The sequence below is a fragment of the Rhizobium sp. AG207R genome (assembly GCF_027109195.1).
In the GTDB taxonomy this organism is placed as follows: Bacteria; Pseudomonadota; Alphaproteobacteria; order Rhizobiales; family Rhizobiaceae; genus Rhizobium; species Rhizobium dioscoreae.
On sequence record NZ_JAEPVT010000012.1, the window covers coordinates 82,646 to 97,493 of the forward strand.

General features: G+C 59.3%; 16 protein-coding genes. 8 read left to right on the top strand and 8 right to left on the bottom strand.

Annotated features, from left to right (window positions below; all coding sequences use genetic code 11):
* Positions 1-657: 657 nt before the first annotated feature.
* Complete coding sequence (locus JJQ51_RS26060) at positions 658-1,815, bottom strand: pyridoxal phosphate-dependent aminotransferase (protein WP_269245489.1); 1,158 nt, start codon at positions 1,813-1,815, stop codon at positions 658-660.
* A 212-nt stretch (positions 1,816-2,027) separates the two neighbouring features.
* On the opposite strand from JJQ51_RS26060, the gene JJQ51_RS26065 reads away from it, so the two are divergent.
* The 7 genes from JJQ51_RS26065 to JJQ51_RS26095 all read left to right on the top strand — a co-directional run bounded on the left by JJQ51_RS26065 (position 2,028) and on the right by JJQ51_RS26095 (position 7,932).
* On the top strand, positions 2,028-2,795 hold the full coding sequence (locus JJQ51_RS26065; RefSeq protein ID WP_152094275.1) for a DsbA family protein: 768 nt from the start codon (positions 2,028-2,030) through the stop codon (positions 2,793-2,795).
* A 208-nt stretch (positions 2,796-3,003) separates the two neighbouring features.
* Positions 3,004-3,441 (top strand): type II 3-dehydroquinate dehydratase, encoded by a 438-nt coding sequence (aroQ, locus tag JJQ51_RS26070; protein WP_069614924.1) that lies wholly within the window; start codon positions 3,004-3,006, stop codon positions 3,439-3,441.
* Between the two features lie 24 nt (positions 3,442-3,465).
* A complete protein-coding gene (gene accB / locus JJQ51_RS26075; RefSeq protein ID WP_069614925.1) occupies positions 3,466-3,939 on the top strand; it encodes an acetyl-CoA carboxylase biotin carboxyl carrier protein in 474 nt (157 codons plus the stop codon).
* A 10-nt stretch (positions 3,940-3,949) separates the two neighbouring features.
* On the top strand, positions 3,950-5,302 hold the full coding sequence (accC, locus tag JJQ51_RS26080) for an acetyl-CoA carboxylase biotin carboxylase subunit (protein WP_173002541.1): 1,353 nt from the start codon (positions 3,950-3,952) through the stop codon (positions 5,300-5,302).
* Between the two features lie 3 nt (positions 5,303-5,305).
* Positions 5,306-5,950, top strand: coding sequence for a leucyl/phenylalanyl-tRNA--protein transferase (gene aat / locus JJQ51_RS26085; protein ID WP_152094276.1), 645 nt, complete (start codon positions 5,306-5,308; stop codon positions 5,948-5,950).
* Positions 5,951-5,999: 49 nt separating this feature from the next.
* Entirely contained in the window at positions 6,000-6,959 is a 960-nt protein-coding gene (locus tag JJQ51_RS26090) for a DUF2167 domain-containing protein (RefSeq protein ID WP_145320339.1), read from the top strand.
* Between the two features lie 337 nt (positions 6,960-7,296).
* A complete protein-coding gene (locus JJQ51_RS26095) occupies positions 7,297-7,932 on the top strand; it encodes a DUF1062 domain-containing protein (RefSeq protein ID WP_152094277.1) in 636 nt (211 codons plus the stop codon).
* 66 nt (positions 7,933-7,998) lie between these two features.
* Here JJQ51_RS26095 and JJQ51_RS26100 read toward each other — a convergent pair whose 3' ends face one another.
* From JJQ51_RS26100 to JJQ51_RS26125, 6 genes are all read right to left on the bottom strand, one after another.
* Complete coding sequence (locus tag JJQ51_RS26100) at positions 7,999-8,439, bottom strand: DUF2155 domain-containing protein (RefSeq protein ID WP_069614929.1); 441 nt, start codon at positions 8,437-8,439, stop codon at positions 7,999-8,001.
* Between the two features lie 103 nt (positions 8,440-8,542).
* The gene (locus tag JJQ51_RS26105) at positions 8,543-8,941 is read right to left on the bottom strand and encodes an NADH:ubiquinone oxidoreductase subunit NDUFA12 (protein WP_152094278.1); all 399 of its coding nucleotides are present in this window, start codon (positions 8,939-8,941) and stop codon (positions 8,543-8,545) included.
* Positions 8,942-9,047: 106 nt separating this feature from the next.
* Positions 9,048-9,515, bottom strand: coding sequence for a GNAT family N-acetyltransferase (locus JJQ51_RS26110; RefSeq protein ID WP_152094279.1), 468 nt, complete (start codon positions 9,513-9,515; stop codon positions 9,048-9,050).
* A 20-nt stretch (positions 9,516-9,535) separates the two neighbouring features.
* Positions 9,536-10,039, bottom strand: coding sequence for a GNAT family N-acetyltransferase (locus tag JJQ51_RS26115; RefSeq protein ID WP_113351548.1), 504 nt, complete (start codon positions 10,037-10,039; stop codon positions 9,536-9,538).
* A 3-nt stretch (positions 10,040-10,042) separates the two neighbouring features.
* Positions 10,043-11,548 (bottom strand): Asp-tRNA(Asn)/Glu-tRNA(Gln) amidotransferase subunit GatB, encoded by a 1,506-nt coding sequence (gene gatB / locus JJQ51_RS26120; RefSeq protein WP_152094280.1) that lies wholly within the window; start codon positions 11,546-11,548, stop codon positions 10,043-10,045.
* 87 nt (positions 11,549-11,635) lie between these two features.
* The gene (locus tag JJQ51_RS26125) at positions 11,636-12,145 is read right to left on the bottom strand and encodes a GNAT family N-acetyltransferase (RefSeq protein WP_269245490.1); all 510 of its coding nucleotides are present in this window, start codon (positions 12,143-12,145) and stop codon (positions 11,636-11,638) included.
* Positions 12,146-12,445: 300 nt separating this feature from the next.
* Between JJQ51_RS26125 and JJQ51_RS26130 the strand changes: the two genes are divergently transcribed.
* Positions 12,446-12,703 (top strand): YjhX family toxin, encoded by a 258-nt coding sequence (locus JJQ51_RS26130; RefSeq protein WP_113328947.1) that lies wholly within the window; start codon positions 12,446-12,448, stop codon positions 12,701-12,703.
* Positions 12,704-12,775: 72 nt separating this feature from the next.
* Here JJQ51_RS26130 and JJQ51_RS26135 read toward each other — a convergent pair whose 3' ends face one another.
* Positions 12,776-14,773, bottom strand: a complete 1,998-nt coding sequence (locus tag JJQ51_RS26135) for a DUF4139 domain-containing protein (RefSeq protein ID WP_269245491.1) — start codon at positions 14,771-14,773, stop codon at positions 12,776-12,778.
* Positions 14,774-14,848: the final 75 nt, after the last annotated feature.

Genomic DNA, 14,848 nt, shown 5'->3' on the forward strand with positions numbered 1-14,848 from the left:
CGAAGCCGCCGTCGAGGCGCAGCCCGCCATGGCAGCGGTCGAAACGGCAGCCGTCGTTACCGAAGACGTCAAGCCTGCCAAGGGCCGCGGTCGCCGCAAGGCGAAGGCTGTCGAGGCATCGCCGGTCGAAACGCCCGCTGTCGAGGAAGCGCCCACAGCGGATGTCGAAATCGAGGCTGTTGCCGAGATCGCCGAAGTTATGGACAATTCGGCAGACACGGCGGCGCCCGAAGCGTCTGAGGATGCAGCCAAACCGGCCCGCGCCAACCGCGAATCCAACGTTTCCTCCTCTGCTCCGGTGGTGAAATCCACCCGCGCTAACGAAGGTAGCGAGAGCGACGGAGAGCCGACCAAGCCGAAGAAAGCCGGCTGGTGGCAACGCCGCGGCTTCTTCTAAGAAGATCGACCGCAATGATGAGATAGAAACCCGGCCGCGGCAGCGTGGCCGGTTTTTTCATTTCTGGCAGCCGATATATTCGCTTGTCATGCCTGGGAACACGGCGTGAAGCGCCACGGTTTTGCAATAGCGACATGAAACAAATTGAAGGTCCAAGGCGAGGGAAACGGGTCCCGGAGACCATCATGCACTTTACGCAAACAGCCCTTCGACTTGCGAAAGCACTTTCGCAAGCTCGCATAAGCTATTGATTGCGGATTCTATTTCAGCCAAGCGGCCATACGTTCGATGGCTTCCTCGATCTCGGCATTCGAGCCGGCATAGGAGAAACGCATCGCGCGATGTCCTTCCACAGGATCGAAATCGAGGCCGGGCGTGGCGGCGACGTTGATTTCGGCCAGCATCCTTTGCGCAAAGACCATGCTGTCGTTCGTGAAGCCGCTGACATCGACATAGGCGTAGAAAGCGCCATCCATCGGCGAGGCAATACGGAAGCCGATTTCCGGCAGCCGACGCGTGAGGAAATCGCGGTTGCGGCCGTAGCTCTCGCGATAGACATCCAGTTCCGCGCCTGCGTCGAGTGCCGCTTCGGCGGCAATCTGCGACAGTTCCGGCGCGGAAATGTAAAGGCTCTGGGCCACGCGCTCGACGGGACGAACGAGCCGTTCCGGTAAGACCATCCAGCCAATACGCCAGCCGGTCATGCAGTAATATTTCGAGAAGGAATTGATGACAATCGCCTCGTCCGTCAGCTCCAGCGCACTCGTCTCCTCACCGACGAAAGTCAGCCCGTGGTAGATCTCGTCGGAGATGAAGGCGATGGAACGATCCGCGCAATAATCAGCCAGCGCCTTCAAGGCCGCCCTGCCCGTCACCGTGCCTGTGGGATTGGCGGGGCTTGCTAGCAGCACGCCCTTCAGGCGCTTGCCGCTTGCCGCCTGCACTGCCTCGAGGCTCTCGGGCGTTAACGTAAACTCCGTCTCCTCTGTGACCGGCACCTCGACGACATCGAGACCGAGTGCGGCGAGGATATTGCGATAGGCCGGATAGCCCGGCCGTGCGATGGCAACGCTATCGCCGGCATCGAACAGAGTCAGAAAGGCAAGATTAAAGCCCGCCGACGATCCGGTCGTGATCGCAATGCGCTTCGGATCGATGCTGAGGTCGTGGCGTACCTGGTAATGGGCGGAAAGCGCCTGCCGCAGGGCTAGAGTGCCGAGCGCATCCGTATAACCGATCCGGCCATGGCCAAGAGCTACGCGCGCCGCCTCCAACGCCGCTTGGGGCGCGGGATGCGAGGGCTGTCCAACCGCCATGGAAATGACGGAATGTCCTGCCTGGCGACGCCGTGTCGCTTCCGCCAGCACATCCATGGCATGAAAGGGTTCAACATCGCTGCGCTTGGATAGGGAAAACAAGGTCAATTCTCTCTCGGATCGGATTGGCAAGCGACATTTGCCGCAATATCGGCGCGTTCACAATCCTGCGATTGCGGCTTTGTCGTGAAAATTCCTGTTTCTGGAAGTAAGGACGCACCGTAAATTGTCGATGCTTATTTGCGGATGTTAACCCGACGATGTTATTGCGCATCCGAGAATGACGTCTCCGCCCAGATCCAAACGAGGACCCCATGACCTTTTCTCTCAAAAGCCTGCTGACGGTTTCGGCGATTGCCCTGACAGCGTCCTTCGCCACGATCCAGCCGGCCGCCGCGCTGGACGACCAGCAGAAGAAGGAAATCGGGGATTTCATCAAGGAATATCTCGTCGAGCACCCGGAGGTATTGCTGGATGCACAGGCCGCACTCGAAAAGAAACAGGATGAAGCCCGCATTGCGCAGTCGGCCCAGGTGATCACCCAGAACAAGGATGCGATCTTCAACTCCAAGGATGACGTGGCCATCGGCAATCCGAAGGGCGATATCACCGTCGTCGAGTTCTTCGACTATAACTGCACCTATTGCCGCCATGCGCTCGGCGATATGGACAAACTTCTGCAGCAGGACAAGAATGTTCGTTTCGTGCTGAAGGAATTCCCGATCCTCGGTCAGGATTCAGTTGCCGCTTCCCGGGTCTCCAGCGCGTTCCGCCTGCTCGCGCCGGAAAAATATGCCGAGTTCCATCACAAGCTGCTGGGCAGCGACGGCCGCGCCTCCGAAGACACCGCCATCGATGTCGCCACCTCGCTCGGTGTCAGCGAAGCGGCCATCCGCGCCGAAATGGCAAAAGCGCCGAACACTGACATGATCAAGGCGACCTATCAGATTGCCTCCGATCTCAACGTGACGGGCACGCCGGCCTATGTCATCGGCAACGAGATGGTTTCGGGCGCGATCGGCCTCGATGCTATCAAGGAAAAGATTGCCAACGTTCGCAGCTGCGGCAAGACGAGCTGCTGAACGGCGCAAAAGCCTACTCTCAAAAGCGGATAAGTAAGTGGCCTATTCGCTTTTTTAAGAGCTTCGGAACGGCGCCGCGACGCAGCATGGCGCAAAAATGCCAAAATCGCGGCGTTTCCACACCTAGAGGCACGCAACCTTCGTGCCAGGGCTTTCCTACAGAGCCTTGGGAGTCTATAGGTTGCGCTGCACTTTGACGGAACCTCTAATGGCGCAAACTATTTTCGTCCTGAACGGACCCAATTTGAACGCTCTCGGCAAGCGCGAGCCGGGCATCTATGGCGGCAAGACGCTCAAGGATATCGAAGCCGACTGCAAGGCCGCAGGTGAAAGCCTGGGCTTCATCGTCGATTTCCGCCAGAGCAATCACGAAGGTGTGCTGGTCGACTGGATGCACGAAGCCGGTGACAAGGCCGCCGGTGTCGCGATCAATCCCGGTGCCTACGGTCATACGTCCATCGCGCTGCATGACGCGATCCGCGCCATTTCCATTCCCGTCGTGGAGGTACATATCTCCAATATCCACGCACGCGAAGAATTCCGGCACAAATCGATGATCGCGCCCGCAGCAAAGGGCATGATCTGCGGTTTCGGACCTCATAGCTACATCCTGGCGCTTCAAGCGCTGAAATCCATCACCCAATAACAAAAATACAGGGCAAGAAATCCAATGGCTGAAAAGAAATCGGGTATCGACCAGGCGCTGATTCGCGATCTCGCCAATATTCTCAACGACACGGATCTCACCGAGATCGAAGTCGAGCAGGAAGATTTGCGCATCCGCGTGTCGCGCGCCGGCACGACGCAGTATGTTCAGGCGCCGATTGCCGCCCCGGCCGCTTACGCCGCTCCTGCTGCCGCGGCAGCAGCGCCGGCCGCCGCCGCTCCCGCCGGCAAGACCCGCAACCCCGACAATGTCGTCAGCGCGCCGATGGTCGGCACAGCCTATCTGGCGCCGGCTCCGGGCTCGGCTGCCTTCATCCAGGTCGGCGCATCCGTCAAGGAAGGTCAGACGCTGCTGATCATCGAAGCAATGAAGACGATGAACCAGATCCCCGCTCCGAAATCCGGCACGGTGACTGAAATTCTCGTTCAGGACGGCCGTCCGGTCGAGTACGGCGAAGCCCTGGTCGTCATCGAGTAAGGTCGGCCCGATGCCCATGATTTCGAAGATTCTCATAGCCAATCGCGGAGAGATCGCTCTGCGCGTGCTGCGCGCCTGCAAGGAGCTCGGCATTGCGAGCGTTGCGGTGCACTCCACGGCCGATGCCGATGCCATGCATGTACGGCTTGCGGATGAGAGCGTTTGCATCGGCCCGCCGCCGTCGCGCGAAAGCTATCTCAATATCCATCAGATCGTCGCCGCCTGCGAGATCACCGGCGCGGACGCCGTGCATCCCGGCTATGGGTTCCTGTCGGAAAATGCCAAGTTCGCCGATATTCTCGAGGCGCACGGCATTACCTTCATCGGTCCGACGGCGGAACATATCCGCATCATGGGCGACAAGATCACCGCCAAGACCACGGCGCAGCAACTCGGCATTCCGGTCGTTCCCGGTTCCGATGGCGAAGTGAAGACCGAGGCGGATGCGCTGAAGACAGCGCGCGAGATCGGCTATCCGGTGCTAATCAAGGCAACTGCCGGCGGCGGCGGCCGCGGCATGAAGGTCGCCCGCACGGAAGAAGACCTGATCGAGGCCTGGTCGACGGCACGCACGGAAGCGGCAGCCGCCTTCGGCAACGAATCCGTCTATATGGAAAAGTATCTCGGCAAGCCGCGCCATATCGAAATCCAGGTTTTCGGTGACGGCGAAGGCAATGCGATCCATCTCGGCGAACGTGACTGCTCACTGCAGCGCCGCCACCAGAAGGTCTGGGAAGAGGCCAACTCCCCAGCCCTCAACGTCGAGCAGCGCATGAAGATCGGCCAGATCTGCGCCGACGCGATGAAGAAGCTGAAGTATCGCGGCGCCGGCACCATCGAATTCCTCTATGAGAACGGCGAGTTCTACTTCATCGAAATGAACACCCGTCTGCAAGTGGAGCATCCGGTCACGGAAGCCATCACCGGCATCGACCTCGTGCACGAGCAGATTCGCGTCGCTTCCGGCGGCGGTCTTTCGGTCACGCAGGACGAGGTGCATTTCCAAGGCCATGCCATCGAATGCCGTATCAATGCCGAAGATGCCCGCACCTTCGTCCCCTCGCCCGGCACGATCACGCATTTCCATGCGCCCGGCGGCCTTGGCGTTCGTATCGATTCCGGTGCCTATCAGGGCTACAGGATCCCTCCCTACTACGACAGTCTGATCGGCAAGCTCATCGTACACGGGCGCACCCGCGTCGAATGCATGATGCGCCTGCGCCGTGCGCTTGACGAATTCGTTGTGGACGGCATCAAGACCACCCTGCCGCTCTTCCAGGATCTGGTTTCCAATCAGGATATCGCCAACGGCGATTACGATATCCATTGGCTGGAAAACTACCTGGCAAAAACATCGGCCTAGCCTGTGCCCGGAGCGCGCGGCAAACGTCCCGGCATTACCCCGGAGATTTTGCTGCGCGCCTATTCCATCGGGCTTTTTCCGATGGCTGAATCGGCAGACGATCCGGAGATCTTCTGGGTCGAGCCGGAATTGCGAGGCATCATCCCTCTGGATACGTTTCACGTCTCCAAGAGCCTCGCCAAGAAGATCCGTCAACACCCTTTCGATATTCGCTTCGACACGGATTTCGAAGCGGTCATCGCCGCCTGCGCTGAAGAGACGAGCGATCGCCCCAGCACCTGGATCAACGACACGATCCGCACGCTTTATGCCACCCTGCATCATATCGGCCACGCCCATTCCGTGGAGGCCTGGGACGGCGACCGGCTGGTTGGCGGGCTCTATGGCGTTTCGCTGGGATCCGCCTTCTTTGGCGAAAGCATGTTTTCCCGTCGCACGGACGCCTCCAAGATCTGCCTCGTCTATCTGGTGGAGCGCCTGCGCGAACGCGGCTTCACCCTACTCGACACGCAATTCACCACCGAGCACCTGAAGACATTCGGCGCCATCGACGTGCCTAAGGATGCCTATGCCAAGATGCTGGAGAAAGCGATGGAATCGCCCAATCTCAGCTTCTCCGATGGTGGAAATCGGCCGGAAATGAATTGATTACGAAACGGATTGCCCTAAGTTCGGCACAACAGCCGAGGGTAGAATCGTGAAGAATCATATTGCAATTGCATTTCTCGCCGCGCTGACCATCGCGACGCAGACCAACGCCAAATCATTCCACGACATGTTCGGGGTCGAGCCGCCGGTAGGCGACGAAGGCGCCGTGCTTAAAACGCTGGATTTCCAGCAGGGCGCGATCAAGATCCCCACCGCCAATGCCACACTGACTGTCTCTGACCAGTTCTACTATCTCAATCCGCAGGATTCGAAGAAGGTGCTGGTTGAGCTCTGGGGCAATCCGGAAAGTTCGGTGGGTAATCCGCTCGGCATGATCTTCCCGGCCAAATATCCGCCGACCGACCCACATTCCTGGGGTTCCGTCATCGACTATGACGGCAGCGGCTATGTCTCCGATGAGGATGCAGCATCGACAGATTACGACGATCTTCTGAAGAAGATCCAGGACGCGATCAAGGAAGCGAATCCCGAACGTGAACAGCAGGGCTTCGACCCGATCACACTGGTCGGCTGGGCAGAACCGCCACATTACGATAAGGCGACCCATGCCCTCCACTGGGCGCGCGATCTGATTTTCGGCAAGGATCCCAATGCCGGTCACACGCTGAACTATTCCGTGCGCGTGTTGGGACGCGAGGGCGTCACCGAGCTCGATTTCGTCGCCGGACTGGATCAGCTGCAGGAAATCAACGCCGCTATCCCCAACGTCATCAACACCGTGCAATATGATAGCGGCAAGCGCTATGCCGATTTCACCAATGGCGACAAGATCGCCGCCTATAGTATGGCGGGCATGATCGCTGCCGGTGCGGGCGTAAAGGTTGCGGCAAAGCTTGGCCTGCTTGCAGTCGTTCTCGGCTTCTTCAAAAGTTTTGGCGTCGCCCTTCTGGCATTGAAGAAAGGCCTCATCGTTGTGCTGGCGGGTGCCGTAGCGGCCGGCCGCAAGATCCTGAGTCTGTTCCGCCGCAAAGGAAATAGTGACGCCTGAAGCAATCCACGCCTGAAGTTTTTTACCACTTCAAATCCTGATTGTGGTCTGCTATCTCTGCAAGCGAAGAGCGTTGGTGCATAGAGGTTCCACTTTGCCGTCGTAAATACCGGTCTCATCCAAATCACCCAGTGCATCGGGACGGTTCAATGCCGTCCGACGCATATTCATGTCCATCGGGTGATGGCCTGAGACCGGTTTGGCATTGTCAAAACGCGCCTAATGCAGCCACCGCTGTCTCAGCTCTTCAGCCGTCCCGCAATATCGCCATACCGCGCCCTGACGGGCTTGTCTCACCGCCAGCTTGGTGGACTTCCAGACGGAAGACCAAGACGGTATGTGCAATATTCTTCAGGTCCGTTGGACCCTTACGCCTAAAACATCGCCTCAACCATGGATCGCCTGCAGCGGCTGCGGATCTCCAAAACCCTTCAGATCGAGCGGCAAGATCAGGCTCAACGCCAATGGCAAGCGGCTCGATGCCTGGCTTGTCTATAAGTGCATCGATTGCGACAAGACATGGAACCGAACGCTCTTCGAGCGCCGGACCGTTCACGACCTCGCCCCTTCCACGCTCGAGGCACTGCAGCGCAGCGATCCGGACTGGGTACGCGCGCAGGAATTCGATCTCGACGGGCTGAGGCGGAAAGCCAAACGTATTGAGGAGCCGCCCGATGTCTCCATCCTGAAAGAGGCTATAGGTGTGGCAAGCGGCTGGACTTTGCTTGATATCGGGATATCAGCTCAATTCCCGACAAACCTGCGCCTTGATCGGCTGCTTGCATCGGAGTTGGCAATCTCGCGCTCGCGGCTTCAGGGCTTTCGGGATGGAGGCAAATTGAAAGCCTATCCGGACCGCAACGACTTGTTGCGGCACAAGATCAAAGACGGCGTGCGGATCGTACTCGACTTGTCGGAGGTGGCCGATCGTCTGGCGATAGGTGAAGCGGCGGCAAATACCGAGCGAGAATGAAACTATGCCCGCAGGAGAAAGGCTTCTGCGGGCTACATAATCCTGCTGTGAATGTCTCGAAACCGACTACTTCGCGCCGGCAGTATCCGGCGCCGGAACGTCGGACTTCTGCTTGCACTCTTTCAGCCAGACGTCATAGATCGGATGCTCGACGGCGTTGAGGCCGGGGCTGTCGGCGAACATCCAGCCGGTGAAGATGCGGCGGATACGGCGATCGAGAGTGATCTCGTCCACCTCGACGAAACCGTCCACCTTCTGTTGCTCGGTATCGTCTCGTGAATAGCAGGCGCGCGGCGTCACTTGCAATGCACCGAACTGCACGGTTTCGTTGACATAAACGTCGAAGGTGGTGATGCGGCCGGTGATCTTGTCGAGGCCGGAGAAGACCGCAACTGGATTTGATATGCGGGCAGCCTCGGCAGTAGGGGCTGCCATGATGCCGGCGAAGAGGGTGATTCCCGCTGCAGCCACCGCACGCAAAGAAGCGCTCCGCGTGAAAAACATCATATCCGCCAGTCTCCGCTTGGTCTCGGTCAAGGCGCCGAGCTCGCGCCGGCATATGTCGCGCCTAAAGCCCAATTGTGGCCAAAGGACGAGCCGGCTGTCGCGCTCAGCTGCCCGGGGTCCAGGCGTCGTAGTCGCCGGTCACGCGCGGACGCTCGCCGGCAACGGCGAGAGAGCCAGGCGGGCGGTAAGCCTGCGGCGAGCCTGTGGGATTGGCGCGATGCTCCTTCTGCCAGTCCTTGGCGACATAGTTTTCCTTGGTCGGCGGAACGTCGGTGCGGTGATGCATCCAGCCGTGCCAGCCCGGAGGAATGGCGGAGGCTTCGGCATAGCCCTTGTAGATCACCCAGCGCTTTGGAAGGCCGTAAGAGGACGTGCCGCCTTCGTAATAGACATTCCCGAACTCATCCTCGCCGACACGCTTGCCAAACCGCCAAGTCGCGAAGCGCGTCCCCATGGTCTGACTGTTCCACCAGGTGAAGGTCTGTACGATGAAATTCCACATGTCTTTTCCTCGATACCCGCTGAGGGGCGAGCGATACCAGAATTCGATAGTTTGCTTATGCCGCCCCTGATCCTGCTTGTCCAGTGATTCCAGCAGGCAAACGGCTTCATTTCAATGTCATCTTGAAGCCCAGATGTGTCGGCTTGAAACCGAGTCTTTCATAGAAGCGATGTGCATCCTTGCGAGCCGCATTCGAGGTCAGCTGTACCATCCGCATGCCGCGGCGTTTCGCCTCCTCGATGCAGAAGTTGATCATCGCCGCCCCGATCCCCTGCCCGCGCATGTCGCCACGCGTCTGGACGGACTCGATGATCATCACGGACGATCCCCGACCGTGCAGCGAGGTGACGACAATTGTCTGAAAGGTGCCGACGACCTCGCCGGCAAACTCAGCGGCGTAAAGCGTCTGGTTCGACGATGCGGCAATCACGCGAAAAGCATTGGCATAGTCGTCATAGGCCGAAGGCTCGGCGGTATCGCCATGACCGCCCATGGTGTCGGCGGCGAAGAGCGCGATCAGGGCATGAAGGTCGGACTCTTTCGCTTCGCGGATTAGCAGGCGGCCGGCTTCCATGAATGATCTCGCCTATTCTTTCAGTGGCCCGCCAGCGGCTTCTCGAATATCAGCGCCGGAATGCCCGACTGCCCATTGCCGCAGTTTTCCGTGCGGCCAACCTCGACAAAGCCGTGGGCCTGGTAAAAGGCGATCGCAGGCGCGTTCTGCGGATCGACCTCAAGGCGCATGATCTCCGCATCCGGGAAGCAGGTCTCCAGCTCAGCGAAAATATCGCGGCCGATACCCTCGCGCTGATGCTCCGGACTGACATAGAGCATGTGAAGCATGACGGTTTTCGTCATCTCTTTGGACATGGCGGCATAGCCCATGCCGCCGATCGTCTTGCCGTCGTCGGCCACCAGGAATTCGGAATTCTTATTCGCCAACCGCGCCTTCAGCGAGGCAAGCGAATGCCAGGAGGCGTGCAGCTCGCCGACCTTTTCCGGCCCGTAGATCCGGTCATAGGTCGCATGCCAGGTTTCGCCGAGCAGAGCGCGGACCTTTTCCAGGTCCTGCTCGCTGGCGGTGCGGACGAAGAACACCGCTTATTCCTCTTCGATGCCGAGCTTGGCCTTGACCAGCGCCTGCACCGCCTGCGGGTTGGCCTTGCCGCCGGTCGACTTCATCACCTGGCCGACGAACCAGCCGGCAAGGGTCGGCTTGGCCTTAACCTTGGCAACCTGATCCGGGTTGGCGGCGATGATCTCGTCGACAGCCTTTTCGATCGCGCCGGTGTCGGTGACCTGCTTCATGCCGCGCGCCTCGACAATCTCCGCGGGATCGCCGCCCTCGGTGAGCACGATTTCGAACAGATCCTTGGCGATCTTGCCGGAGATGGTTTCCGCCTTGATGAGGTCGATGATCGCGCCGAGCTGGGCGGGCGAAACCGGAGTCTCTTCAATGTCTTTGCCGGTTCTGTTCAGAGCGCCCAGCAAGTCGTTGATGATCCAGTTTGCCGCCATCTTGCCATCGCGGCCGGCGGCAACTGCTTCGAAATAATCGGCAATCGCCTTTTCCGAGACGAGCACGGAGGCGTCGTAGACCGAGAGGCCGAGTTCGCGGACGAAACGCTCCTTCTTATCGTCGGGCAGCTCAGGCAGATGCTCGGCAAGCTCCGCGACGAAGGCATCGTCGAACTCAAGCGGCAGCAGATCCGGATCGGGGAAATAGCGGTAATCATGCGCATCTTCCTTCGTGCGCAGAGACCGCGTCTCGCCCTTGTTCGGATCGAACAGGCGGGTTTCCTGATCGATCGTACCGCCGTCTTCCAAAATGCCGATCTGGCGGCGTGCTTCATATTCGATCGCCTGACCAATGAAGCGGATGGAGTTGACGTTCTTGATTTCGCAGCGCGTGCCGAATTCGCCGCCGGGACGGCGAACGGAAACGTTGACGTCGGCGCGCATGGAGCCTTCGTCCATATTGCCGTCGCAGGTGCCGAGATAGCGCACGATCGAGCGCAGCTTCGTCATATAGGCCTTCGCCTCGTCGGCGGAGCGGATATCCGGCTTGGAGACGATTTCCATCAGCGCGACGCCGGAGCGGTTCAGATCGACATAGGACATGGTGGCGTGCTGGTCGTGCATCGACTTGCCGGCATCCTGTTCCAGATGCAGGCGCTCGATGCCGATCTCGATATCCTCGAACTGGCCCTGACGGTCCGGACCGAGCGAGATGACGATCTTGCCCTCGCCGACGATCGGATCCTTGAACTGCGAGATCTGATAGCCCTGCGGCAGGTCCGGATAGAAATAGTTCTTGCGGTCGAAGATCGAACGCTTGTTGATCTTGGCCTTCAGACCGAGACCGGTGCGCACGGCCTGCTTGACGCATTCCTCGTTAATGACGGGCAGCATGCCGGGCATGGCGGCATCGACGAGCGACACGTTGGAATTCTGAGGATTGCCGAACTCCGTCGAGGCGCCGGAGAAGAGCTTGGACTTGCTCAGTACCTGGGCGTGGACTTCCATCCCGATAACGACTTCCCAATCACCCGTGGCACCGGGAATGAGGCGTTTCGGATCTGGCGTACGGACGTCGACAATGGTCATGGGAAGCTCTTGTATAATGCTGTTTTCTGCTTTGGTGAGGTAGAGCAATTGGCGAGGCGGCGCAAGGCTTTCGGCATCGGCTGCGTGCTATATGCCCGGGCCATAGGCGCCATCGCTTTCATCGACCAGCGATTTCGAAAGCCCGACTGTGGGAACATCGCTGTCGAGCTTGGGGGAATAGACGATCGACAGCCAGCGGATCTCATAGCCGCGCGCCCTGAAGAAGGCGATGGCATCGGTATTGGCCGCATGGCTCTGCAGCGAAACCTTCTCCAGCCCCTGCCCGTGCACATCCGCTTCGATCCGCGCCAGAAGCGCCGAGCCGAGACCGCGTCTGACGAAATCCGGATCGATCCAGAAATCGGAAATCGCTTCGTCCAGCGCCTCGCGCGCCGCCCATCCCACAGCCTCGCCGTTCAGCTCGATCACCGTGATCGTCAACCAGAGATTGCGGATGAAATTGGTAAAGGCTTCGCTTGCACTTTCCAGCAGCTCGCCCGTGCCACCGATCGCGCCCATCGCCCTTTGCCAGGAGCGCAAGCCAATGCTCGCCAATACCGCAGTTTCGCCTTCATGGGCATTGCGAATGTGGATCATCGGGCCCCCGCCATTTGGAGACAGTAAAGCACCCGCGAAAGGCTTTTGCCAGCGGAGAGATTCACCGGCGGACTGGCATGCAAAAATGCCCACAGGGTTGAAGCTTGACTGTGGATCGCAACCTGTTTTAGAGAGGTGCATCAACGGAGTTTTTATGTCTAACTTTTGTCAGTGCCGGTAAAGGCCCCGCCCGCAAGTCTTCTTGCGTGCCGGGCCTGAAAAACGAAGCCCCGACTTCCCCCAAGGGAAGCTTCGGATCGTTTTTGTGCGCCTTTTGGCGCTATACGGATTCTGACAACAATGGACATTTCCCGCGCCGAACAGCGCATCCTGCACCTGCTCGCCCAGGGCGGGCGCATCGAAATCGAACGCAGCGACAACAAGAAGATCGAGACAGCCTACTGCTTCACGCGGGACGGCTGGATCTACCCCGATTTCGGCCTCGACCTTTTCCGGCGGCTGAAACGGCTCAAGGCCATCAAATCCACCGACGGCCATCCCTATCGCATCAGCGAAAAGGGATTGCGGCTCGTACGATCGCAATTGAACAATCGATAGAGCAAACAGGAGAGCCGCCCCATGGGCGGCTCTCACCGATTGATAAGGCTCGAATGAGAAAGCGCGTGGCGATCAAAATGTCCTGATGATGTCAGTCACATGGTCGCCGCGGCGATCGCTTTCCTGCTGCACTGCATCGCGCCTTTCGTTCATGGCGGCAATTTGATCCTCGCTATCCGCTAAGGCCTTCAAATAGCGCTTCTTCAGATCGCTGTTGTCAGGCACGGCGCCGAGATTGCGCCTTATCCGCTCCTGCTCATTGACGGTTTTCTCGATTTCACTGTCAAGGCTCGCCAGTTCGTTCTGGATCGCGACCTGCCTTTTACGAGCGTCGGCGAGATTTGTAAGCTTGTCCGTCAGTTCCTTGTCATGGGTCGAGGCCGACCAGCCGAGCAGCATGTCCGGATCGGTATCGACCAAGGCGTAGCTGTTGCTCTGAAGCTGCTCGTCGACTGCCGTCAGTACTTTTTCCGCCCCAGCTGGCACCGCCGCCTTGAGCCGCTGGTGCGTTGCCGTCTTGCCGAAGCTTTCGGCTGAAGAAAATGACCAGCCGTCCCGGATCGGGTGCTCGATGACAACAGTCCGTTCGCCGTCCAGCGCGCCTGATACGGTGTATGTCGTCGTCTGGCGATATTTGACGGTAGCGTTCATCACGCCGTCGGCAACCTTCAGCGAGGCGATCTCCTCCGTCGGCGTTTGCTGCTCGCTGATCGTTACCTTGCGATCGGTCGCGAAACTGGCGAGGCGCGTGTCGTCCTTGGGTAATGCCGATAGCTGGGAATCGCCGATATAGCCGGTTTTGCCGTTGTAAAGCGTCAGGATTCCCGCCGGCAGGCTGACGCCGGTGGCATTCTTCAGCATTACCGCGGCGATGGGATTGCGCAGGCTGCTGCCGGCTCGATACATATCCACCATGTCGGCCTCCACTTCTGCATCCATGATCGGCACCGACAAGGTATCGCCATTGGCCAGATCGTAGGTTCCCGGAAGCTCGAAAGTGGCCGAGATATCGCTCTCGGTCGCGCTGGCCGGATTGGACGCGGCAATCTGCATCGGCGCGACCGAACCTTCCAGCTCGTCAGCCGCGTATGCCTTTCTGCTGACGCCACCCATCATTGCCTTGGCAGGTGCGGGCGCGGCTCGCTCCTCGGCATTCGAAGCGAGACGCTGCCTGTTGGACAGATCGCCGCTATCGGGATCAGGGACATTGTTGGACGCCGTGTTGACCGGCACTTCCTGCCGCTCTTTCCAGTAGAGCTGGTGCAGACCCTGTTTCAGCGTCACCGGCTCCGCAGAGGTCAGCGTCAGCTTGACGCCCTTCCAGTCCTCGCCACTGGCATTTTCCAGCACCGTCCATGCCTGCAGGCGCGCCTTGTTCTTTTCGTCGATCACGACCTTGTAAGCCGTTTTCCAGATCGGTGACGGCACGACATAGGTCAGGCCGATGGCGCCGCTGTCCTTCACGCCGTTCACCTTGATATCGATCGCGCGGGTGCGATCGTTCTTGCCCCGGGCAATGGCTGCCGTCGCCTGGGCGAGCTTTGCTCTTACGTCGGGGTCATCAAACCGGACGGAGGCATCCTCGCCAAGCGCCAGCGTCTCCACCGCGCCATCCCTATCGATGACGGTCAGCAGATAAACCGTCGTATTCTCCTCCGCCTTCCTCTGCTCGATTCCCAGAATGCTTCCTTCGATCGTCTTGCCGCCGCTGGTGACCGCGACCTTGGCGCCCTGCATCGACGTCAGAAGCGACGGCACCGAGGAGAGCGCTTCCAGACTGAACGGCAGGCCCTTGAACGTCTCCTGCAATGGCTGCGGCCCCGCCAGCGTCATGCCTGCCACTGAACCCGCGGACCCGTTGACCACAAGGCTCTTCAGGATGTCATCGATCTGATCAAGGGGAACCTCGATCCGGATCACGCCGTTGCTGTCGACATCGGCCGATCGAGACACCTGGGCCAGACCGCCCGAAGACAGGGTAATGGATCGAATGGCCCCATTATCGGCCGCCAGCAGGATCGCTGGGCATGACACGCTGAGGAGCAGGATCGCCGAGACTTGCTTGAGCATGAAGAGACCTTCCGATTCGGTTGCAGAGGACGAGACCAAGCGGCTCGCTGCAATTTATGATCGTATTTCGGTCCA

Excerpts from the sequence above, each read along its gene's own strand:
- JJQ51_RS26095 (WP_152094277.1), top strand. The coding sequence starts at position 7,297 with ATGTGCAATATTCTTCAGGTCCGTTGGACCCTTACGCCTAAAACATCG.
- accC (WP_173002541.1), top strand. The coding sequence starts at position 3,950 with ATGCCCATGATTTCGAAGATTCTCATAGCCAATCGCGGAGAGATCGCT.
- JJQ51_RS26130 (WP_113328947.1), top strand. The coding sequence starts at position 12,446 with ATGGACATTTCCCGCGCCGAACAGCGCATCCTGCACCTGCTCGCCCAG.
- gatB (WP_152094280.1), bottom strand. The coding sequence starts at position 11,548 with ATGACCATTGTCGACGTCCGTACGCCAGATCCGAAACGCCTCATTCCC.
- JJQ51_RS26135 (WP_269245491.1), bottom strand. The coding sequence starts at position 14,773 with ATGCTCAAGCAAGTCTCGGCGATCCTGCTCCTCAGCGTGTCATGCCCA.
- JJQ51_RS26100 (WP_069614929.1), bottom strand. The coding sequence starts at position 8,439 with ATGATGTTTTTCACGCGGAGCGCTTCTTTGCGTGCGGTGGCTGCAGCG.
- JJQ51_RS26105 (WP_152094278.1), bottom strand. The coding sequence starts at position 8,941 with ATGTGGAATTTCATCGTACAGACCTTCACCTGGTGGAACAGTCAGACC.
- JJQ51_RS26110 (WP_152094279.1), bottom strand. The coding sequence starts at position 9,515 with ATGGAAGCCGGCCGCCTGCTAATCCGCGAAGCGAAAGAGTCCGACCTT.
- accB (WP_069614925.1), top strand. The coding sequence starts at position 3,466 with ATGGCTGAAAAGAAATCGGGTATCGACCAGGCGCTGATTCGCGATCTC.
- aroQ (WP_069614924.1), top strand. The coding sequence starts at position 3,004 with ATGGCGCAAACTATTTTCGTCCTGAACGGACCCAATTTGAACGCTCTC.
- JJQ51_RS26065 (WP_152094275.1), top strand. The coding sequence starts at position 2,028 with ATGACCTTTTCTCTCAAAAGCCTGCTGACGGTTTCGGCGATTGCCCTG.
- JJQ51_RS26125 (WP_269245490.1), bottom strand. The coding sequence starts at position 12,145 with ATGATCCACATTCGCAATGCCCATGAAGGCGAAACTGCGGTATTGGCG.